The organism is Chryseobacterium sp. JAH (assembly GCF_001507335.1).
Taxonomy (GTDB): domain Bacteria; phylum Bacteroidota; class Bacteroidia; order Flavobacteriales; family Weeksellaceae; genus Chryseobacterium.
On the sequence record NZ_LMAH01000006.1, the window covers coordinates 72,233 to 93,294 of the forward strand.

The 21,062-nt window shown below is 35.1% G+C and carries 20 protein-coding genes; 15 read left to right on the forward strand and 5 right to left on the reverse strand.

Features of this window, described 5'->3' with window-relative positions:
* Nucleotides 1-96: 96 nt before the first annotated feature.
* The 4 genes from AR685_RS12980 to proC all read left to right on the forward strand — a co-directional run bounded on the left by AR685_RS12980 (nt 97) and on the right by proC (nt 3,799).
* On the forward strand, nt 97-1,302 hold the full coding sequence (locus AR685_RS12980) for a pyridoxal phosphate-dependent aminotransferase (RefSeq protein ID WP_059124836.1): 1,206 nt from the start codon (nt 97-99) through the stop codon (nt 1,300-1,302).
* 15 nt (nt 1,303-1,317) lie between these two features.
* Nucleotides 1,318-1,800, forward strand: coding sequence for a hypothetical protein (locus tag AR685_RS12985; RefSeq protein WP_059124837.1), 483 nt, complete (start codon nt 1,318-1,320; stop codon nt 1,798-1,800).
* A 52-nt stretch (nt 1,801-1,852) separates the two neighbouring features.
* Nucleotides 1,853-2,890, forward strand: coding sequence for a UDP-N-acetylmuramate dehydrogenase (gene murB, locus AR685_RS12990; RefSeq protein ID WP_059124838.1), 1,038 nt, complete (start codon nt 1,853-1,855; stop codon nt 2,888-2,890).
* A 105-nt stretch (nt 2,891-2,995) separates the two neighbouring features.
* Complete coding sequence (gene proC, locus AR685_RS12995; protein WP_047444561.1) at nt 2,996-3,799, forward strand: pyrroline-5-carboxylate reductase; 804 nt, start codon at nt 2,996-2,998, stop codon at nt 3,797-3,799.
* Between the two features lie 27 nt (nt 3,800-3,826).
* Here the strand turns inward: proC and AR685_RS13000 are convergent, their stop codons facing one another.
* Entirely contained in the window at nt 3,827-4,252 is a 426-nt protein-coding gene (locus tag AR685_RS13000; RefSeq protein ID WP_317040577.1) for a VanZ family protein, read from the reverse strand.
* A gap of 52 nt (nt 4,253-4,304) precedes the next feature.
* Here AR685_RS13000 and lnt point away from each other — a divergent pair, with 52 nt between their 5' ends.
* From lnt to AR685_RS13025, 6 genes are all read left to right on the forward strand, one after another.
* Entirely contained in the window at nt 4,305-5,945 is a 1,641-nt protein-coding gene (gene lnt, locus AR685_RS13005; RefSeq protein WP_059124839.1) for an apolipoprotein N-acyltransferase, read from the forward strand.
* Nucleotides 5,946-6,156: 211 nt separating this feature from the next.
* Nucleotides 6,157-6,399: a 50S ribosomal protein L28 gene (gene rpmB, locus AR685_RS13010; protein WP_034760742.1), complete on the forward strand. Its 243-nt coding sequence runs from the start codon at nt 6,157-6,159 to the stop codon at nt 6,397-6,399.
* A gap of 3 nt (nt 6,400-6,402) precedes the next feature.
* Nucleotides 6,403-6,585 (forward strand): 50S ribosomal protein L33, encoded by a 183-nt coding sequence (rpmG, locus tag AR685_RS13015; protein WP_059124840.1) that lies wholly within the window; start codon nt 6,403-6,405, stop codon nt 6,583-6,585.
* Nucleotides 6,586-6,604: 19 nt separating this feature from the next.
* Nucleotides 6,605-6,757: a DUF4295 family protein gene (locus tag AR685_RS17880; RefSeq protein ID WP_082002123.1), complete on the forward strand. Its 153-nt coding sequence runs from the start codon at nt 6,605-6,607 to the stop codon at nt 6,755-6,757.
* Between the two features lie 106 nt (nt 6,758-6,863).
* Nucleotides 6,864-7,817 (forward strand): signal recognition particle-docking protein FtsY, encoded by a 954-nt coding sequence (gene ftsY / locus AR685_RS13020; RefSeq protein WP_047444575.1) that lies wholly within the window; start codon nt 6,864-6,866, stop codon nt 7,815-7,817.
* Between the two features lie 57 nt (nt 7,818-7,874).
* Entirely contained in the window at nt 7,875-8,126 is a 252-nt protein-coding gene (locus tag AR685_RS13025; RefSeq protein ID WP_047444577.1) for a GlsB/YeaQ/YmgE family stress response membrane protein, read from the forward strand.
* Nucleotides 8,127-8,193: 67 nt separating this feature from the next.
* Here AR685_RS13025 and sppA read toward each other — a convergent pair whose 3' ends face one another.
* Nucleotides 8,194-9,948: a signal peptide peptidase SppA gene (sppA, locus tag AR685_RS13030; RefSeq protein ID WP_059124841.1), complete on the reverse strand. Its 1,755-nt coding sequence runs from the start codon at nt 9,946-9,948 to the stop codon at nt 8,194-8,196.
* A 19-nt stretch (nt 9,949-9,967) separates the two neighbouring features.
* On the opposite strand from sppA, the gene folK reads away from it, so the two are divergent.
* The 5 genes from folK (at nt 9,968) to fmt (ending at nt 15,990) form a co-directional block, all read left to right on the forward strand.
* Nucleotides 9,968-10,381: a 2-amino-4-hydroxy-6-hydroxymethyldihydropteridine diphosphokinase gene (gene folK, locus AR685_RS13035; RefSeq protein ID WP_047444581.1), complete on the forward strand. Its 414-nt coding sequence runs from the start codon at nt 9,968-9,970 to the stop codon at nt 10,379-10,381.
* A gap of 19 nt (nt 10,382-10,400) precedes the next feature.
* A complete protein-coding gene (locus AR685_RS13040) occupies nt 10,401-11,498 on the forward strand; it encodes a flagellar motor protein MotB (RefSeq protein ID WP_047444586.1) in 1,098 nt (365 codons plus the stop codon).
* Between the two features lie 51 nt (nt 11,499-11,549).
* Nucleotides 11,550-12,995 carry an OmpA family protein gene (locus AR685_RS13045; RefSeq protein ID WP_047444588.1) on the forward strand — a complete coding sequence of 482 codons (1,446 nt, stop codon included), beginning with the start codon at nt 11,550-11,552 and terminating at the stop codon, nt 12,993-12,995.
* A gap of 75 nt (nt 12,996-13,070) precedes the next feature.
* Nucleotides 13,071-14,972, forward strand: coding sequence for an ATP-dependent DNA helicase RecQ (locus AR685_RS13050; protein WP_059124842.1), 1,902 nt, complete (start codon nt 13,071-13,073; stop codon nt 14,970-14,972).
* Nucleotides 14,973-15,042: 70 nt separating this feature from the next.
* Nucleotides 15,043-15,990 (forward strand): methionyl-tRNA formyltransferase, encoded by a 948-nt coding sequence (fmt, locus tag AR685_RS13055; RefSeq protein ID WP_059124843.1) that lies wholly within the window; start codon nt 15,043-15,045, stop codon nt 15,988-15,990.
* Nucleotides 15,991-16,103: 113 nt separating this feature from the next.
* Here the strand turns inward: fmt and ribB are convergent, their stop codons facing one another.
* The 3 genes from ribB to AR685_RS13070 form a co-directional block, all read right to left on the reverse strand.
* Entirely contained in the window at nt 16,104-17,225 is a 1,122-nt protein-coding gene (gene ribB, locus AR685_RS13060; RefSeq protein ID WP_059124844.1) for a 3,4-dihydroxy-2-butanone-4-phosphate synthase, read from the reverse strand.
* Nucleotides 17,226-17,290: 65 nt separating this feature from the next.
* Nucleotides 17,291-18,295, reverse strand: coding sequence for an LLM class flavin-dependent oxidoreductase (locus AR685_RS13065; RefSeq protein ID WP_059124845.1), 1,005 nt, complete (start codon nt 18,293-18,295; stop codon nt 17,291-17,293).
* A gap of 597 nt (nt 18,296-18,892) precedes the next feature.
* Nucleotides 18,893-21,022: a helix-turn-helix domain-containing protein gene (locus tag AR685_RS13070; RefSeq protein WP_059124846.1), complete on the reverse strand. Its 2,130-nt coding sequence runs from the start codon at nt 21,020-21,022 to the stop codon at nt 18,893-18,895.
* Nucleotides 21,023-21,062 lie beyond the last annotated feature (40 nt).

A 21,062-nucleotide genomic window follows, 5' to 3' on the forward strand; every position in this document is an offset into this window, starting at 1 on the left:
ACATAAAATCCAATACAATACAAAACATCTCTTCACCAAATAGTATTTTACTTATTAAAAATTTAATCTTATTTTTGCGCATACAAATTTTAAATAATGCCGAATATCTCAAACAGAGCACAACAGATGCCACCTTCACCGGTAAGAAAACTCGTCCCATACGCTCTTCAAGCAAAACAAAGAGGGACAAAAGTTTACCACTTAAATATTGGTCAACCTGACATCGAAACTCCGGAAACAGCTCTTAATGCTTTAAAAAATATTGATTTAAAAGTATTAGAATACGCTTTATCTGAAGGAAATATTGAGTATAGAAAAGCATTGACTGAATATTATCACTCCTTAGATTTTACAGATTTAACTCCTGACAATTTCATCGTAACCAATGGAGGATCAGAAGCTTTAAATTTTGCAATTTCTACATTATGTGACGACGGTGACGAAGTAATTATCCCTGAGCCTTATTACGCAAACTACAATGGTTTCACAAGTACCTTCAATGTAAATGTTGTCGCTGTACCTTCTACAATTGACACAGGGTTTGCATTACCTCCGATTGAAGAATTCGAGAAAAAAATCACTGCAAAAACAAGAGCAATCGTCATTTGTAACCCGGGAAATCCTACAGGATATCTTTATACAAGAGAAGAGCTACAGCAATTGTCAGACATTGCTTTAAAATACGATATCGTTATCATTTCTGACGAAGTTTACAGAGAATATGTTTATGACGGAAAACAGCAAATCTCAATGCTAGCTTTTCCTGAATTGGCAGAAAACTGTATCATCATTGATTCAGAATCTAAGCGTTATTCCATGTGTGGCGTAAGAATCGGATGCTTAATTACACGTTCTAAAAAAATTCATGATGCGGCAATGCTTTTCGCACAGGCAAGACTAAGCCCTGTACTTTTAGGACAAATCGCAGCAACTGCCGCTCATCAAAATGACGGAGCCTACATCAGAGCGGTAAGAGAAGAATACACGCACAGAAGAAATGTTTTGGTAGATCTATTAAACGCTATACCAGGTGTAATTTGCCCGAAACCTAAAGGCGCATTTTATTGTGTTGCAGAACTTCCTGTGGATGATACAGAGGTATTTGCACAGTGGTTATTAGAAAAATATTCTTTAAATAATGAAACCATCATGGTTGCGCCAGCCGGAGGTTTCTACAGCAATCCTGAATTAGGAAAAAAACAGGTGAGAATCGCATACGTTCTGAAAGAGCAGGATTTAAGAAAAAGCGTCGCAATATTACAAGCTGCGCTAGAAAATTACAATTCAGATGCACGTTATTAATACAATTTAAATATCATGTCAACAGTAAAAACAGCTAGTTTGAGAATACTCTTTTCTGCGTTTTTACTGTTGATTTTTTTTTGCTGTAGTGAAAAAAGTGCCGACAACAAAAACTCCTCAACAAATCCAGAGGAAATCACATTCATTGCATTATCAAATGTTGGCGGACAATTAGGAAGCTACAATAATATCAAAATCACTCAAGACTCCATTCATGTTGAGCGAGGAATGACAGTCAATCAAAAACACAGTGAATGGCACCAGGCGATCAGCCCTACAATTTGGAAAAACTTAAGTTTTTCTTTCAAGATCAAAGATTTAAGTTTAATTGAAAGTTCACCCAGCATTCAGCATCTCGACGGAATGGATGAAACTTTTCAAATCAAAACTACAAAGAAATCTCACGTCTTCGTCAATTCTTACAACGACAAACATTACCGGCAATTTGAGGAATTTAAAATAAAAATTGGAAATATAATTCCTAAAAAATATCAATAGATTTTATTTCTCATTTCAGCTAAAAAAAACAATTCAAAACAATCCTTTTTCAATGCAAGAAAATTTTTCTTTAAAAGCTTATAATACTTTCGGTGTAGATACAAAGGCCAGATATTTCACAGAAGTAAATTCTGTAGAAGAATTAATTGAAACCCTCAAGCTATCTGACTCTACAACTTCTCATTATAAGTTTGCCGAAGGGCTCCCACTCCTTTTTCTGGGAGGCGGAAGCAATGTTTTGTTCACAAAAGATTTTGAAGGTTTGGTAATTCAGCTTCATTTAAAAGGAATTTCAGAAGAAACAATTAGTGATAATGAAGTCTTAGTAACCGCAAAAGCTGGCGAAAACTGGCATGAATTCGTGATGTTTTGTTTAAATAAAAACTATGGCGGATTAGAGAACTTATCACTAATCCCCGGAAATGTAGGAACTTCACCGATGCAGAATATCGGAGCTTACGGAACAGAAATAAAAGATGTTTTCGTAAGCTGCAGAGTTTTAAATCTTGAAACGCTTAAAGTTGAAGAATTTGATCTTGAAAAATGCAGATTCGGCTACAGAGATTCTATTTTCAAACAAGAGGGAAAAGGAAAATACGTGATTCTGGAAGTTAGTTTTAAGTTGACAACAAAAAATCATTTCATCAAAACTGAATACGGAGCAATCAAAACAGAACTGGAAAATTTAGGAATTCAAAATCCTAGCATCCAGGACGTTTCTAAAGCTGTAATCAATATTCGCCAAAGCAAATTACCAGATCCGAAAGTCATTGGAAATGCAGGAAGTTTTTTTAAGAACCCAACGATTCCTTTGGCTCAATTTGAAGATTTAAAACACAAATTTGAAAACATTCAAGGTTACCCAAACGGTAACTTTGTGAAAGTTCCTGCCGGTTGGCTGATCGAACAATGCGGCTGGAAAGGCAAGCAAATAAGAAACGTAGCTTCTCATCAATTACAATCTTTAGTGATCATCAACGCAACAGGAAACGCAACAGGGAAGGAAATCTTTGATTTCTCGACGATGATTATTGAGTCTGTCAAGGAGAAATTCGGGATTGAATTAGAGAGGGAGGTGAATATGATTTAAATATAAAGTTCACATTTCAATTGCAAAAAAAATCACTATTTTTATTGATTCATAGCCTGTGAATTTTAAAAATTAGAGATTTTAGCAGTGAAAAATAACACACAAATGAAAATCGCCATCATCGGAGCCGGAAACATGGGATTATCTTTCTCAAAATCGTTTCTGAAATACGAGCTGATAACACCCGAAAACCTTCAGCTGATCACAAGAAATGAAGCTAAGGTTCAAAAAATATCTGAAGAGTTTCCGAAATCTAAAATTTCGATTTTTAATAATGTTAGAGAATTAGACGCAGATCTAATTATCATTGCCGTAAAACCTCAGGACTTTCAGCATGTTGCACAGAATTTCACATTTAAACTAAATGAAAGCCAAATGATTCTTTCGATCATGGCAGGAATCAAGATTGCTAAAATCCAGAAACTACTCAATCATCAATCGGTAGTAAGAGCAATGCCAAATTCACCTACTCTTTTAGGAATGGGAATTACCGGTTACACTTCGGCAGAAGGAATTGCTTTCAATGAATTGATGAATATTGAGCGTCTTTTAAACAGCACCGGACGATCAGTTTATTTAGAAAACGAAGATTTACTCGACGGTGTTACCGCATTATCGGGAAGCGGACCAGCCTATTTCTATTACATCGTTGACGCCATGATAAAGGCAGGAACTCAAATGGGAATTGACGAAAACCTCTCTAAACTTTTCGTAAAACAAACCATGCTTGGAGCCTATCACCTGATTAACAATTCCGATAAAAATCTTGAAGAACTCATCAAAGATGTTGCTTCCAAAGGCGGAACAACCGAAGCTGCTTTGAAAACTTTTGAAGACAATAATTTCAAGGAAATCCTGCAAAAAGGAATTTTAAATGCAGAAAAAAGAGCCAAGGAACTGAATGGGTAGAGATTTACAGGAAAATTAAATTTTCGTTTACATAACTAAAATTTTTAAACGCAATTCAATAAATCGACAGATTTGCCAACCTAAATAAACACCAAAAGTATTGAGAATGATATCATCTACATCAAAAACTCCCAATCTTGAAAAATACTGAAGCGCTTCTACAATCACAACTGCAGAAACAAAAGCTATGATCAAACTTTTAAGATCTTTTAACTGAGGAAAAAACCACCCTAAAAACCCGAAAGGAACAAACATCACTATATTTCCGATAACAATTTTAATGATATCAAACCAACTTATTGTATCCTGAATAAACCAGACAGTCGAAACAACCGGCTTTATCCTTACAATATTGTCATCATATCGAAATCTTCCCATTCCGAAAAACATCAGATAGAGCAGAAAAATCGTGTATGGCCAAATGATGAATTTATAAAATTTCTTTAACATCATTTGCAAAGTTATTCATTTCAAAAGCATTAAATTTGTGTGTTAAAATAATTTAATGAAATACGTTTTACTTACGCTCATTTCAGCGATGCTTTTGTCCATTTCGTGGCCCACGTACGGAATTCCGTTTTTTATTTTTTTTGCACTTGTTCCGCTTTTAATGATGGAACATGGTGTTTCCAAATTTTCTAATTTCAATAGAAAAAGCTGGGTCGTTTTCGGACTTTCCTACCTCTGCTTTATTATTTGGAATATCGTGACAACTGGTTGGCTGTATGGTTCAAAAAACCCAGACGGCAGTCATTCTATACTTGCGGTTGTTTTTCCTGTACTAGTCAATTCATTTTTATATTCACTGGTATTTCAATGTTATCACTGGTACAAAAATGCACAGGGAAGCTATTGGGGACTCGCTTTTTTCGTTGCGATCTGGATGAGTTTTGAGAAATTTCATTTGAACTGGGAATTTACATGGCCTTGGCTGAACTTAGGAAATGTTTTTTCAGATTACCCACAGTTTATTCAATGGTATGATACTTTAGGTTCCACCGGAGGAAGTTTTTGGATTTTACTGATTAATGTCTTGATATTTTATACCATCAGAGTTTTTGAAGCAGGAAGAAAAAGAAAAGATCTCATCAGAAATTCATCGATTATTGCTTTACTGATCATTCTTCCGATAATTATTTCTTTGGTTAAATTTAATAACTTTGATGAGAAACCAATCGGCCAGGTTAATGTTCTGATGCTACAACCAGCACTTGACCCCTATGCGGAAAAATATTCCAAAGACAGCGCTACCATCGTTAAAGAACTTTTGGTACTTGCTGAAGAAAACACCAAAGGTAAAATAGACTATTATATAGCCCCTGAAACCGCAATTCCCGGAAGAGGCTCTATTTCAGAAACAGCATTTGAAAAAAGCGGACTTTTGAATGATGTAAAAGGATTTTTAACAAAACATCCAGGCTCTGTTTTTACAACAGGAATCTCATCTCACCGTCTTTATAAACCTGGAGAAAATGTACCCAAAGAAGCCTATCAGATCAATCCCCAATTATGGGTTGAAAGTTATAATTCTGCGGTACAAATTATTCCCAATCAGAAAGTAGAGGTTTATCACAAGGGCAAATTGGTTCCAGGTGTTGAAATATTCCCTTACATGAGCGTTTTTAAGCCGCTTTTGGGTGACGCTATGATCAATTTAGGCGGAACTGTAGCATCTTTAGGAACAGACAAAGAACGTGTGGCTTTTTCAAATCCATTCAACAAAGGAAAAATAGCACCAATCATTTGTTATGAAAGTATTTATGGAGAATTCGTTACCGAATACGTTAAAAAAGGAGCTAATTTCCTGGCAATCGTCACAAATGATTCTTGGTGGGGCGTTACAGAAGGACACAAGCAACTTTTATCTTATGCACGACTGAGAGCCATTGAAACAAGAAGAGAAATTGCTAGATCTGCCAACAGCGGAATTTCTGCTCACATCAATGCTAAGGGCGAAATTTTAGAAGATACTTTTTACGGCGATCAAACCGCTCTGTTTGCAAAAGTAAATCTTTATGATCAAGAAACTTTTTACGTAAAAGCAGGAGATCTTCTAACCAGATTTTCAATATTTTCTTTAGGCTTTCTGCTGTTTTATTTTTTAATTAAAAAATTTCAGGATAAATGGCAGAAAAAGAAAGCCTAATTGAAAAAATATTTTCTACGATATTTTTTTAAACACAATAGTTTGAAACAGCTAAATACCGCTGTATTAAAGTAATATTAATTTAAAATCGGTTCAGGATAAAAATAAAAGACAAATATTTATTATAAAAGTTTTACATAAAACTTGTCTGTCTAAAAAATTATTCGTTATTTTGCAACCTCAAATATTATACAAATAAGAACATCGAGATATGTCAAGAATTTGCCAGATAACAGGAAAGCGTGCAATGGTTGGTAACAACGTTTCCCACGCTAATAACAAAACGAAGCGTCGTTTTGAAATTAACTTATTGGAGAAGAAATTTTACCTTCCAGAGCAAGATAAGCACGTTACTTTAAAAGTTTCAGCTCATGGATTGAGAATCATTAACAAGATTGGAATCGAAGAAGCTATCGAAAGAGGCATCAGAGAAGGATTGATTAAAAAGAACTAAATCATGGCAAAAAAAGGAAACAGAGTTCAAGTAATTCTTGAATGTACAGAGCACAAAGAAAGTGGTATGCCAGGAATGTCTAGATACATTTCTACAAAAAATAAAAAGAACACTACAGAGAGATTGGAATTGAAAAAATACAATCCGGTTCTTAAGAAATCTACCCTTCACAAAGAAATCAAGTAATTTATAAATATAATTTACCATGGCAAAGAAAGTAGTAGCAACCCTACAAAGCGGACAGTCAAAAAAAATGACTAAAGTTGTGAAAATGGTGAAGTCTTCTAAATCAGAAGCTTACGTTTTCGAAGAAAAAGTAATGAATGCAGACGAAGTTGACGCTTATTTGAAAAAATAATCTGTTACTTTATTTACAATACAGAAACTACTCATATTTTGGGTAGTTTTTTTGCTATCTTTGTATGTACAAGACAAAGTAAGCTTATAAAAATGAAAATTCTAAGATGAGTTGGTTTAAAAATATTTTTAAAAAAGAAGAAAAAGAAACTTTAGATAAAGGTTTGGAAAAATCGAATCAGGGGTTCTTTGAAAAAATGACAAAAGCCGTAGTCGGCAAAAGCAAAGTAGATGACGAGGTTCTTGATGATCTTGAAGAAATACTTATCGCTTCCGATGTAGGCGCGTCTACCACCATCAAAATCATCCAGAGAATAGAAGAACGTATCGCGAGAGATAAGTACGTCAACACGAGCGAACTGGACCGCATTCTTCGCGAGGAAATCTCAGGTCTGTTATTAGAAAACCCACAGGCAAACACTGGAAACATCGACACTTCAAAAAAACCTTATGTCATCATGGTCGTAGGAGTAAACGGTGTAGGAAAAACAACCACAATCGGAAAATTAGCTCATCAATTTAAAGCTGATGGAAAAAAAGTAATTCTGGGCGCAGGAGATACTTTCCGTGCTGCTGCTGTAGATCAGCTGACGATTTGGAGCGAAAGAGCCGGAGTAACAATTGTGAAGCAGGAAATGGGCTCTGACCCAGCTTCGGTTGCTTTTGACACTGTACAAAGTGCCGTCGCTCAAAATGCCGATGTAGTAATCATAGATACAGCAGGAAGACTTCACAATAAAATTAATTTGATGAATGAGCTTTCTAAGATTAAAAGAGTAATGCAGAAAGTAATTCCTGATGCTCCGCACGAGATTTTATTGGTATTGGATGGCTCAACAGGGCAAAACGCATTTGAACAGGCAAAACAATTCACTGCTGCGACTGAAGTTAACGCTTTGGCAGTTACAAAATTAGACGGAACCGCAAAAGGCGGTGTGGTCATCGGAATTTCTGATCAGTTTCAGATTCCCGTGAAATACATCGGTGTTGGCGAGAAGATGCAGGACTTACAATTATTTAATGGTACAGAGTTTGTAGATTCATTCTTCAAGAAGAGATAACTCATCTTTATTTCTTGAAAAATAAACCAAATTAATTAACATTAAAAAATTTAAACTATGGGGATTTTAACATGGATCATTTTCGGCCTTATCGCAGGCGCAATCGCAAAAGCACTTCATCCTGGAAATGACCCAGGAGGTTGGGTGATAACAATCATCATTGGTATATTGGGAAGTATGCTTGGAGGATGGATAGGATCTATGATATTCGGAGTGGATGTTACAGGATTCAACCTTTCAAGTTTCCTTGTAGCAATTGGAGGTTCAGTTCTTCTACTTGCAATTTATAGGATGGTAAGTAAGAAATAACAAACTATAACAAAATAAAAATCCGGATTTGAAATTTCAAATCCGGATTTTTTATGAACAATATAATTTAGTTGATTTTAATTTGATAAGGCATTTCCATTTTAACCTCAGACTTCAGTTTCTTATCTGTAATCTGCTCTAAAATTTCATAGTTTGCTTTACCAATTTTATTTTTGATCACTCTTGCAGAGATATCATCTTCATTTAAATCTGAAAATATCTGCTCAAAAGCTGTCATTTTCTTTGGATATGAAGAAACATTATATTTTTTTAAATTTGCTTTCTGTGCTGCAAATTTTACGGCATCTTCCAAACTTCCTAGTTCATCTACTAAACCGATCTGCTTTGCACGAGTGCCACTCCACACTCTACCACCACCGACAGCATCGATATCTTCAAAAGATTTTTTCCTGTTTTGCGTTACAAAGTGTACAAATCTTTTATAAGTTCCCTCAACACTTCTGGTCATTAAATTTACTCCATAAGGTGTCAATCCGTTTAATGAAGAATAATACGCTGCATTGGCATTGGTAGCAACAATATCAGAACGCACGCCGTTTTTGTTGGCCAAATCTTTGAAATAAGGTAGAACTCCAAAAACACCTATAGACCCTGTAAGTGTATTGGGTTCAGAGTAGATTTTATCTGCAGCCATGGCAATATAATAACCACCGGATGCCGCATAATCACCGAAAGAAACAACCAAGGGCTTTTTCTTTTTTAACTGTTGAAGTTCGAACAAAATCTCATCCGAAGCATTTGCGCTTCCTCCTGGAGAATTAATTCTCAATACCACAGCTTTTACTTTTTTATCATCCTGAAGATCTTTAATATATTTAATGTATTTCTCAGAATAAATATCACTGTACCCATCACCGCTATTAATAGAACCGGAAGCATAAAGTACCGCCACTTTTTCTCCTGATTTATCATCATCAGAGAAAGAGTCTATATATTTTGTTAGAGAAATTTTATTTAATTTATCATCTCCCTTCAAACTCAACTTTGTTCTGATCATCTGATCATACTCACTTTTTTGAATCAGCTTGTCGGTCAATTTATATTGCACACTTAAATCAGGAATCATTCCGTATAAACTGTCTACTACAGTTCTGAACTGATTCACATCCATCTTTCTAGACGCAGCAATTTTAGAAGATGTATTATTCCAGATATCATTAAGAAGCGTACTTAATTGCTCCTTATTTTCAGGTGAAATATCGTTTCTTAAAAACGGTTCAACCGCAGATTTAAATTTTCCGTGACGGATTACTTCAATACCTATTCCGTATTTTTCCGCAAAATCTTTAAAGAAAGTAACTTCTGTTGAAAGACCTTTCAACTCAATACCGCCAGAAGGATTCAGATAGTAACGGTCAGCAACAGATCCTAAATAGTAAGAAGATTGAGAAACAGTATTACCATAAGCATAGACAAATTTTCCACTTTTCTTAAAATCCTCAATTGCAGACCTCAAATCATCAATCTGTGTAATTCCTGCATTAAGATTGTCAACCTCAATACTAATTCCTTTGATATTATCATCTGCTTTCGCTTTTCTTACCGCTTCTAAAACATCATATATCAAAATGCTTGTATTTTTCTTGTTTACACTGAAGATACTTTGCTGATCCTCTGTGGGACTGTCGATGATATCGGTATTCAGATTAATCGTTAAAACAGAATTCTTTTTTACACTCACAGATTTCTCATCACTCATTGACCCAAAAACTATCATGATGATAAAAAAGAAGAAAAACACCGCACACAGTACCACAATTGCTACTATATTTGCCAAAACATTTTTAAAGAAACTCTTCATAAAATAATCATTTTTCAATATGTCGCAGCATAAGGTCGTTTTGTTACTTGGAAGTAACATTGGTGATAAAAAAAATAATATTAATACTGCATTAAATAAACTAAAGGAAGCAGGAGATCTATTAAAAAACAGTGAATATTTAACATCTGAGGCAGTAGAATTTGTAAGTTCCAATAATTTTTGTAATATTGCAACAATAATGTTTACTCATTTTTCGCCTATTCAGTTACTTAATTACATAAAGAAAATTGAAATTGACATGGGTAGAGTTAATGATTCAATAGTATCAGGTGGTTATACAGATAGAATTATAGATATAGATATCATTACGTTTAATGGGTTGAAATTCACTTCCAAAAGATTAGAAATCCCTCATAAAAAACATCTTTTCGAAAGGGAATTCTCCAGAATATTATTAAAAGATTTTATTTAATCATAATAAAAAACATTGTATGAAATTAGGTTTACTATTATTGGTGACATTACCTATAGCTACTTATGCTCAAGACAGTATAGCAGTTAGTACTTCAGACCAGTACCCCAATACGTTCTCTTCTGGTTCTGCAAATATTCAAAAATTTGACAATAAAGCAAGAAAATTCAATGATTGGTCTATATCAATTGGTGGAGGTCCTGCTTTTATGACTTTTGCTGATGTAACTTCATTTCACGAAGACAAAATCAATTGGGGTTGGAATGCTTATGCAAGTGTAGACAAGCAAATTACACACACTTTTGGTTTGAGTTTACAATACCAAATGGGTGAAACCAAGCAACAAGCTCAACTTCCGACCAACCCTGCTGCCGGAATTGCCAATGCGTGGACTAAATTCCATCAGGTTTCCCTTTTAGGAGATGTGAATTTTTCAAATCTTTTGAGAAGGGTTGATAACAAATCACCTTTTAGATGGGCTCTTCATGGTTATTTAGGTGGAGGTTTGATGGGTTTTAAAACAGAATTAATAGACGCTGATGCTTCTAGATGGAGTACGAACCCACCAAGAATCCCTATTATGAACGATCAGAAACTTGGCATAGAATCATTCTTTATGCAGGCAGGTCTTGGTTTGAAATATAATGTATCAAAATTGATTGATGTTGAAGCAAGGGTAATGTATATTAATAGCTTCGATGAAGAATTTGACGGTGGCGGTGAAGGCAGATCTCTTGATACGCCAGCCGGAGACAGAATAAATTACAACCTGATAAATGACTCATACTCAGACGCGATGATGGCATTTAATCTTGGATTATCATTTAAATTAGGGAAACATCAAACACATCTATCTTGGCACGATCCTTTACAGGAAATATACTATAGAAGCCATGTACTAGAAAACACCGCAGCTGAGTTTGTGGTATGTGAAAAAGGTGACAATGACAACGATGGTGTTTGTGATGACTGGGACAGAGAATTGAACACACCTTCCGGGGCAAGAGTAGATGGTTCTGGAATAGCTTTAGATATGGATCTTGACGGTGTAATTGACTTATATGATAAGTGCGTTACAGTAGCTGGATCTACCGATAATAATGGTTGCCCAAAGTAATCAGATTATCAAAAAAAACAAACATTTAATAACTAAATAAAAAAATACACTATGAAATTAAGTTTAGCAATTGTTGCATTGGCTTTAGCAGTTCCAACTGCAGGGTTTGCACAGGATTCAATAGCGGTAGTTTCAAATGAAGGATATCCAAATACATTCTCATCAGGCTCTGCGAATATATCCCCGTTTACACAAAAATCTAAAAGATTTAACGATTGGGCTATATCTTTTGGAGCAGGTGTCCCTTTAATGCAGTCAGCAGATTTGACATCAATAAAAAACGGTAACGGAAAAAATCTTTTTGGTTATTCTGCTTACGTAAGTGTTGATAAAGCAATTACACATGCATTTGGGATCAATCTTCAATATGATAGAGGTGAGACCAGACAGGGATATTTCAACACTAAAGATCCTGCTGTAAACGGACAAGAAGGAGCTAGAACCCAATATGATGCAATCTCTGTATTGGGAGATATTAACTTTTCAAATCTTCTAAGGAGAGTTGATAATAAATCTACATTCAGATGGGCACTGCACGGATACGCAGGTGTAGGAACATTAGCATATAGAGCTTATTTAAAAGATGCTGCAGGTCAGAGATTAATGACTGAGGTTAAGCCTTTTAAATTTGATTCATTCTTTGGTCAAGCCGGTGCTGGACTTAAATTTAAAGTAAACAGAAGAATAGATCTAGAGACTAGATTGATGTATGTTGTAACTACTGATGATCAATTTGACGGTGGTGGTGCACAATACAGCACAATCAACAAAAGAGAAGATCAGGTTTCTGACAACTTCTTCAATGCTACAGTAGGTCTATCTTTGAAACTAGGAAAACACGAATCACACTTGATGTGGCACGATCCATTGCAGGAAATTTACTATAAACTAGATGTTTTAGCTGATAAAAACCAAGATATCGAAGTTTGTAAGAAAGGAGATACTGATAACGACGGTGTTTGTGACGATTGGGACAGACAGCTTGATACTCCTGCCGGTGCAAGAGTTGATGGTGCTGGTGTTGCTCTTGATGCAGATCTAGATGGTGTAATTGATCTTTACGACAAGTGTGTAACGGTACCTGGACCCGTAGAAAATGACGGTTGTCCGCTTACTCCTACTACACCAACAGGTCCTGTAGTTGAGACTGAAAGAACTATGGAAGGAATTGAGTTTGACTTAAATTCTGACAGAATCTTACCTTCAAACACACCTATTCTTAATAATGCTGTTAGCTATATCAATTCTTCGAACGGTGCTTATACTGTAATTGGAGCAACTGATACAAGAGCTTCTGATGCGTATAATCAAAAATTATCTGAAAGAAGAGCAAACAGTGTGAAAAACTATTTGATTAAAAATGGTGTAGATTCTTCTAAAATCAACGCAGTAGGTAGAGGTGAAAAAGACCTTAAATATCCTGAGTGTGACCCAGCTACTAAATGTCCTGAGTGGAAAAACAGAGCAAACAGAAGAGTTTATTTCGAAGCTAAATAATAAACTTCTTATATATTTTAAAAGTCACGCATTGCGTGACTTTTTTTGTTAAATTAGTTTCTATATTTTTACAGGATGATTTCTTCTCACGATTTCCAGGAACTGAAAAATAAAACCCTTAAACATTTTTGGGGCTATGATACCTTTAGAGATTCTCAGGGCGATATCATCGATTCTGTCATCACGGGAAATGATACTTTGGTACTTTTACCAACCGGTGCGGGGAAATCTCTTTGTTATCAACTCCCGGCTTTGTTAAGAGAGGGTGTTTGCTTGGTTATTTCTCCTCTGTTAGCATTAATGAAAGATCAGGTCAATCAGCTGAAATTTAGAGGAATTGAAGCGGAGTATTTATCCTCAGAACTCGATGATTTCGATGCGGAAGTTATTTACAACCGCTGTAAAGATGGTTTAACAAAACTACTCTACGTTTCACCGGAAAGGCTGACCAATTTTCAGTTTATTCAGCAGATGGAGGAAATTCAACTTTCATTTATTGCAGTCGATGAAGCGCACTGTATTTCAGAATGGGGACAAGATTTCAGGCCGAGTTATCAAAACATAAAAGATTTCAGAAAAAATAATCCTGAAATTACTTGTCTTGCGTTAACCGCTACAGCTACGCCAAAAGTTTTAGAGGAAATTAAAAACAAGCTTGAATTAAAAAAGCCTAATGTCTTCCAAAAAAGTTTTAAGCGAAGCAATATCAAAATTTTTTTCGAGGAAGTTTCCGACAAATATCAGAGGATTTTTAACATTTTGAAATATGCAAAAGAATCCGGAATCATCTATGTACGAACAAGAAAAGATGCAGAGTTGCTCACAGAATATCTTCATAGAAATAAGATAAGCAACGTAGATTACTACCATGCAGGATTAACAACGAAAGAAAAAAACGAAAGACAGAATTTCTGGAACAACAGTGATGAGAATGTATTAATTTCTACCAACGCATTCGGGATGGGTATCGATAAAGACAACGTTCGTTTCGTTATCCACTTCTCCCCTTCTCAGTCGATTGAAAATTATTATCAGGAAATTGGTCGTGCCGGAAGAGACGGAAAGAAAAGTTTTGCGTTCATGCTTTGGGATCAGCAGGAAATTCTAAATTTTGATCAGATTCTTAGAAATCAAATTCCAAATAAAGCTGAATTTTTGAAGATTATCTCCTATTTATATTCTAAATTTCAGGTAGCTGAATTTGAACTTCCCGAAAAGGTTTTTCAATTAAATATTTCCGGAATTCAAAACTTCACCAAACTTTCAACTGCTAAAATTAAAAACGTCTTAAATTTTCTACATACTCAGGAAATCATTTATTATAACAGCAATAAAAGTTTGTCATCTTTGGAACTTTCAATAAAAGCTGACGAAATTGATCAGATTCCTCAGAAAGATGCCTATTTTGTTGAGCTTCTTTTACGCACCGTCTCAGGCATTACGACACACAAAGTAATGTTCAGTGAGCAAAAAGTCAGCGATAAAATCGGAGTAAGCATTCATTTAATCAAAGAAAGATTAAAAGAACTACAACAGAAAAATTATCTTGAATACATCGACGGTGCTTTGGCAAGTGTAAAATTTCTCAAACCAAGAGATGAAAGGGTGACAAATAGTATGTATTGGAAACTGTTTGAACAGATTCAAAAAAATAAAATTCAAAAGTGGGAAGAAATGAAATTCTACATCGAAGATTCTACCTACTGTAAAATGAAATTGATTCTTGCTTACTTTGGTGAAAAAAATTCAAAAAACTGTGGACAGTGTACAGTTTGTGAAAAAAATAAAAAATCTATTTTTGGAAAAAATATGTCTTCGGAAATTGTCAATCTACTAGCTGAAAAACCGGCAACCATTGAAGAACTTTCGATTCAGTTAAATTTTCATGCAAAAGAAGATATTTTAGAAAGTCTCATCTTTCTTCTTGATTCAGGAAAAGTAAAAATGCTGAACTTTCGAACGTACGCGCTGAAATAAGCAATCCTAAAGACTTTCCATTTTTAATCTTTTATTTTTTAAATAAATCAAAGACCTTTATCTTTGCATCATGAAATCATTGAAAGTCGTTTTTTTTGGTACACCCGAGTTTGCAAAGACAGCTTTAGAAGCTATCCATCAGTCAAATCACGAGGTAGTAGGCGTTGTGACCGTTGCTGACAAAGCGAGTGGACGCGGACAGAAAATCAATCAATCAGCTGTAAAGGTATTTGCCGCTGAAAATAATCTACACATCTTACAGCCCGAAAAATTAAGAAACCCAGAGTTTTTAGAAGAAATAAAAAGTTTAAATGCTGACGTTTTCGTTGTCGTTGCGTTCCGGATGATGCCGAAAATCTTGTTTGAAATGCCTGAACTGGGAACTTTCAATCTTCATGCTTCTTTGCTTCCTGATTATCGTGGAGCTGCACCCATCAATTATGCAGTGATCAATGGTGAAGAAAAAACCGGAGCCACTACATTTTTCATCAATGAAAAAATTGATGAAGGAAACATTCTTTTACAAGAAGAAATCGAAATTTTACCCGATGAAAATGCTGGAAGTCTTCACGACAGACTTATGGAAATGGGCGCAAAATTAATCGTAAAAACGCTTGATGGCTTATCTGAAAATTCAATCACAGAAAAACCTCAACCCCAGGTTGAATATCCAAAAAACGCCTTTAAAATCTTTAAAGAAGATACCAGAATTGACTTTAGTAAAAATTCAAAAGAAGTTCATCAGTTTATTTTAGGAATGTCACCTTATCCCGCAGCTTTCACTACTTTGAAAATCGGGGAAGAACATAAAGGCCTGAAAATTTACGGTGGAAAATTTGAAGTTGTAAATCATGGAAAAACTTCCGGAACTTTAGATATTTCAAAAAACGAATTTAAAATTTACACAAAAGACGGAATTTATTTTCCTCTGGAACTACAATTAGAAGGAAAGAAAAGAATGAATGTGAAAGATTTCCTCAACGGATTTAGAAATTTCGACGAAATAAAAATGGCTTGATTTTATCAAGCCATTTTTTATTTTGAACTGTGAATCGCAAATTTTGCTTCACAAGAGAATTCTAACAATATCAAAAATTGACAATAAAGTGAATTCATAATTAAAATTTCACTTTACAGCTGCACCATCTCCGTTACCTCAACATCATAACCACCAACTTGTGGTTTTACGTTAGGATTCTGAGTGATTACTTTAAATTTATTAATTCCTAAATTCTTTAATATCTGAGTTCCGATACCGTAATCACGGTAATTGAAAGATGCAGTCGGGTGTTTTTGCTGACCATCCTGATAATTCAAGAACTGCTGTAGCTTTCTCAATGTATTTTCAGAATTGGACACGTTATTAATAAAAATAATCGCTCCTTTTCCAGCTTCATTGATCATGCCGGTTACTTTTTCCAATTGAGGCTTTTCACCATTGTTTAATCTGGTTAAAACATCAAAATAAGAATCAGAAGACTGTACTCTCACCAACACAGGTTCGTCAACCGTCCAAGATCCTTTCGTTAAAGCAAAGTGAATCTGATCGTTAGAAGTTTCTCTGAAAGCTAAGAAATCAAACTCACCATAAGCAGTTTTCACTTCTCTTTCTTCAATTCTTTCAATTAAATTTCCCTTTTTAAGCTGATAATGAATCAAATCTTCGATGGAAACGATTTTCATATCATGTTTCTGTGCGAAAGCATACAGTTCCGGCAAACGAGACATACTTCCGTCTTCGTTCATGATTTCACAGATCACACCACCCTCTTTTAAACCTGCCAAACAAGTTAAATCGACAGCAGCTTCAGTATGTCCTGCTCTTTTCAAAACTCCACCTTTTTTAGCACGCAACGGGAAAATATGACCCGGACGCATAAAGTCAGTAGGCTTAGCCTTTTCATCCATCAAAGCCAAGATTGTTTTCGCTCTGTCACCTGCAGAAATTCCGGTAGAAGTACCGTCACCCAAAAGATCGACAGATACAGTAAATGCAGTCTCTTTAGGATCACTGCTTCTGCTTACCATGATATCCAAACCAAGTTCGTCGCACCTTTTTTCAGGAAGCGGCATACAAATTAGCCCCCTTCCGTGATACGCCATAAAATTGATAAGTTCTGGAGTCGTCAATTCGGCAGCACAAAGAAAATCTCCTTCATTTTCTCTGTCTTCATCGTCCACTACTATGATTATTTTACCATTTTTAAGGTCTTCAATAGCCTCTGGAATAGTATTTAATTTAAAATCAGACATTTTTACTTTAATTTTCGCAAAGATACTCATAAAAATAAGCATCAACAATTAATATGGATGGTTTGTTACGCATTGAATAAAGAGTCTGCAGCTCTTTTAATAATCCTGTAAGATTCTAATCTTTTTTGATGATCATAGATATGAGAATTGATCATTAATTCATCCACCTGATATCTTTCGTGAAAGGCTTTAAGCTGCTCAGTGATCTCCTCTTGATTACCGATGAAACTGAATTTCAGTTTCTGCAAAACCATCGATTTTTCCATTGCCGACCAAATGGCATCCATATCCTCCACCGGCGCAGGAAAAGGTTTTCTGTCATTTCTGATGATATTGGTAAATGCCTGAAACAATGTCGTAGAAAGCAAATGCGCTTCTTCAGAAGTTTCTGCGGCTACTCCATTCACACAGGCGATAATGTAGGGTTTGTCTAAATATTGTGAAGGCTCAAAATGTTCTCTGTAAATTTTAAAAGCCATTTCCATCTGTTCCGGAGCGAAATGTCCTGCAAAAGCATACGGAAGACCCAATTCAGCGGCCAACCAAGCACTGTCAGTACTTGAACCTAAAATATACATTGGAATATCTAAACCTTCACCTGGAATCGCACGCACCAATGCGTTTGAGTTTTCTTCAGAAAAATATCGCTGTAATTCTAAAATCTGTCTGGGGAACTGTTCATTGATAATGGCGGGATTTCTTCCCAAAGCCTGAGCCGTTAAACCATCGGTTCCGGGAGCTCGTCCCAAACCTAAATCTATTCTTCCGGGGAAAAGTGATTCCAGGGTTCCGAATTGTTCGGCAATCACCAATGAACTGTGATTGGGAAGCATAATTCCACCTGAACCGACTCGGATTTTTTTTGTTCCGTTGGCAATAAACCCTATCAGAACCGAAGTTGCCGAACTGGCAATGCTTTCCATATTGTGATGTTCGGCAAGCCAGAATCTTTTATAGTTTAAATCTTCAGCAAAGTTTGCCAAAGACAAACTGTCCTGAAAAGTATCATTAATGCTTTTTCCTTGCTTTACGGGAGCAAGGTCTAAAACAGATATTTCAAAGTTTTTCATATGTATACATTTTTCTTTTAGGAAAATGAAATACAAATTTAAAGTTAATAAATCGCATTGGTTACTTTTTGTAATTGATAGGGTGGATTGTATAGTTCATGAAAAAACTATTAGATATTTATTTAATTCAAAATCTAAAATTATAATGAAATCAATAATAGAAGAATACAAAGATTTGCAATAGAAAATTTAATGGATGTCTTCAAACTTCAAGACAAAAAAAAACATTTTCATAAAGATTAGTTAAAAATGAACTTATAATCCTCAGAAATAAAATTGCAGCACATCCATCAAACTACAAAGATATTAAGCAAAACTCCGAGCATAAATTTGATGTGTATGAAATATGTCGTTCCGATCTTGAAATAGGTCAAATCAAACTATTAAGAAATCAAAACAACTTTGAAAAATATGATTTAAATAATTCTATTAAAGATTTTGATGAACTTATTGAAGAGATACTCTAACAAATAATAGGTAAAATAATTAAAAAGTTATTTAAAAATCAGGGTAAGCACTATATTAAATATCAAAAAATCAATCTAATAAGAGGTTGAGCAATTATTACTGGAGACACCATAATAAAGTTTACCTAAATTAAGACCTCCCTTTCTCTTTCAAAAAATTAAAATGATTTATCAAAATCCTGATTTCATTAAAATCAAAATCATTAGGCAATGCCGTTTTCCATTCGTTTAAAGTTTCTTTCGGATCAGTTTTAAAAGCTTTTTCGAATGTTTTAATTTTATCTGAAGTGATTACTCTCGACAAATCAAGCAAACCCTGCTCGGCAAATCTTGCCAAATGCCCCAAAACCGTTTCTTTGACCAAACCTCTTTCCAAAGCGATTTCTGAAATGGTTTTTCCCTGTTCAAACAATTGGAAAGTCAGAACCTGAGACGGAACTTTCGCAATCTTCATGCTGACTTCTTTGTCGTTTTTTTCGTCTAAAAGTTTCGTTTCCAGAAGATGAGCGGTTTTCAGACCATTCAGATATTCTTCAATATCTTCCAGCCAGCTTCTCAATTCTTCATTATAATTTTTCAGACCTTTCACTCCTTTTATTTCGGAATAAAATTCTTTCAGCGGACTGAAAACTTTATCCTTCACTTCACTGAAAAAGAAATTAACAGCACCTTTGGTCTTACTTTCAATCTCGCTCCATTCCTCAGTTTGGTTAATGAAATTGTTTACTTTCTGGAAAATAATCCGTTCTAATTTTTCAAAAATCTTACCCAAATTAACAACGTCACGTTTCAGTTGAAGATACAACTGCTTAGATTTCGCATGATCGATGCTTTTGGTGGTAATCGAAAGATTATTCCACAACTCCACTTCTCTTAAAAGCCATTGAGAATCTACAGAACGAAGCACTTTTCTGATGCTGTAATCATATTTTTCTCTGTTCAGAATTTCTTCCACATTGTCATTGGCAAAAGTTGCGCCTTGAAACTGCAGAATTCTGTTGTCTTTAAAAATAACTTCAGGAGTGATTTTAGATTTTAAAACAATACCTTCCAAAGTTCGGCAACGCGATAAAGCAACATACACCTGACCTGCAGTGAAACTTTTTCCCGCATCAATAATCACTTTATCAAACGTCAAACCCTGACTTTTATGAATCGTGACCGCCCAAGCTAATTTTATTGGAAACTGCTCGAAACTTCCTAAAACTTCTTCTTTAATATTTTTTTCTCCGTCTAAAGAATATTTTTTCTGTTCCCAGACTTCTCTTTTTACGGTAATCTCTCGCTCACTGCCTTCAAGAACAACTTTAATTTCTTTTTCATCTAAAGCTGAAATTTCACCCAATTTTCCGTTAAAATATTTCTTCTCTCCTGAGATATCATTTCTGATAAACATAACCTGAGCGCCAATTTTCAACTCTAAGAACTGCTCGTTTGGATATTGGTTTTCTTTAAACTCACCAAAAAGTTTTGCTTCAAATGTAGAAGGAGAAACTTTTATCTCTGCCAACTTTTGCTGATTGATATCGTCTGCCAATTTGTTGTGCGAACAGAGATAAATGTAAGAATCTTCACCCGCATTAAAACCTGGATTAAATCTTTCATTTAAATGTTCAAAATCAATATTGGCAACATCGCCGTCACGGATTGCGTTGAGAATTTCAAGAAATTCCTCATCAGTTTGACGGTACACTTTGGTCAGTTCAATGGTTAATAATGGGATATCTTTGATCGCAAGACTATCAAAAAAGAAAGGAGACTGGTAAAACATTTTTAAAATATGCTCATCTCTCACCACAGGCGGAAGCTGATACAAATCTCCGATGAATAACATCTGAATACCTCCAAAACGCTGATTATTTCGTCGGATAAAACGAAGTGAAAAATCCATCATATCCAAAACATCGGCGCGCAGCATCGAGACTTCATCAATAATCAGAACTTCAACCTCTCGCAAAAGCTTGAGTTTGTCTTTTCTGTATTTAAAATGTTGTTGAAGATCTGCAATATTATTTCCTAAACTTCCATCAACCCTGTCTGTTGTCGGCAAAAAAGTACGCAAAGGCAATCCAAACATCGAATGAATAGTTACTCCACCTGCATTGATTGCAGCAATCCCTGTAGGCGCTACGACGATGTGTTTTTTCCGTGTTTTTTTTACAAATTCGTTAAGGAATGTTGTCTTTCCCGTTCCTGCTTTTCCGGTAAGAAAAACACTTCGGTTGGTATGTTCTATTAAGTCAAAAAAATGATTATTCATCGCTGCAAAATTACAAAAAATGAAAGTAAGGAACGAAATT

Bases quoted from the DNA above. Each gene is read 5' to 3' on its own strand.
- AR685_RS12985 (WP_059124837.1), top strand. From the start codon at position 1,318: ATGTCAACAGTAAAAACAGCTAGTTTGAGAATACTCTTTTCTGCGTTT.
- proC (WP_047444561.1), top strand. From the start codon at position 2,996: ATGAAAATCGCCATCATCGGAGCCGGAAACATGGGATTATCTTTCTCA.
- fmt (WP_059124843.1), top strand. From the start codon at position 15,043: ATGAAATCATTGAAAGTCGTTTTTTTTGGTACACCCGAGTTTGCAAAG.
- AR685_RS13000 (WP_317040577.1), bottom strand. From the start codon at position 4,252: ATGATGTTAAAGAAATTTTATAAATTCATCATTTGGCCATACACGATT.
- rpmG (WP_059124840.1), top strand. From the start codon at position 6,403: ATGGCAAAAAAAGGAAACAGAGTTCAAGTAATTCTTGAATGTACAGAG.
- folK (WP_047444581.1), top strand. From the start codon at position 9,968: ATGTCGCAGCATAAGGTCGTTTTGTTACTTGGAAGTAACATTGGTGAT.
- rpmB (WP_034760742.1), top strand. From the start codon at position 6,157: ATGTCAAGAATTTGCCAGATAACAGGAAAGCGTGCAATGGTTGGTAAC.
- AR685_RS12980 (WP_059124836.1), top strand. From the start codon at position 97: ATGCCGAATATCTCAAACAGAGCACAACAGATGCCACCTTCACCGGTA.
- AR685_RS17880 (WP_082002123.1), top strand. From the start codon at position 6,605: ATGGCAAAGAAAGTAGTAGCAACCCTACAAAGCGGACAGTCAAAAAAA.
- AR685_RS13070 (WP_059124846.1), bottom strand. From the start codon at position 21,022: ATGAATAATCATTTTTTTGACTTAATAGAACATACCAACCGAAGTGTT.
- AR685_RS13025 (WP_047444577.1), top strand. From the start codon at position 7,875: ATGGGGATTTTAACATGGATCATTTTCGGCCTTATCGCAGGCGCAATC.
- murB (WP_059124838.1), top strand. From the start codon at position 1,853: ATGCAAGAAAATTTTTCTTTAAAAGCTTATAATACTTTCGGTGTAGAT.
- AR685_RS13045 (WP_047444588.1), top strand. From the start codon at position 11,550: ATGAAATTAAGTTTAGCAATTGTTGCATTGGCTTTAGCAGTTCCAACT.
- ribB (WP_059124844.1), bottom strand. From the start codon at position 17,225: ATGTCTGATTTTAAATTAAATACTATTCCAGAGGCTATTGAAGACCTT.
- AR685_RS13040 (WP_047444586.1), top strand. From the start codon at position 10,401: ATGAAATTAGGTTTACTATTATTGGTGACATTACCTATAGCTACTTAT.
- AR685_RS13065 (WP_059124845.1), bottom strand. From the start codon at position 18,295: ATGAAAAACTTTGAAATATCTGTTTTAGACCTTGCTCCCGTAAAGCAA.
- ftsY (WP_047444575.1), top strand. From the start codon at position 6,864: ATGAGTTGGTTTAAAAATATTTTTAAAAAAGAAGAAAAAGAAACTTTA.
- lnt (WP_059124839.1), top strand. From the start codon at position 4,305: ATGAAATACGTTTTACTTACGCTCATTTCAGCGATGCTTTTGTCCATT.
- sppA (WP_059124841.1), bottom strand. From the start codon at position 9,948: ATGAAGAGTTTCTTTAAAAATGTTTTGGCAAATATAGTAGCAATTGTG.
- AR685_RS13050 (WP_059124842.1), top strand. From the start codon at position 13,071: ATGATTTCTTCTCACGATTTCCAGGAACTGAAAAATAAAACCCTTAAA.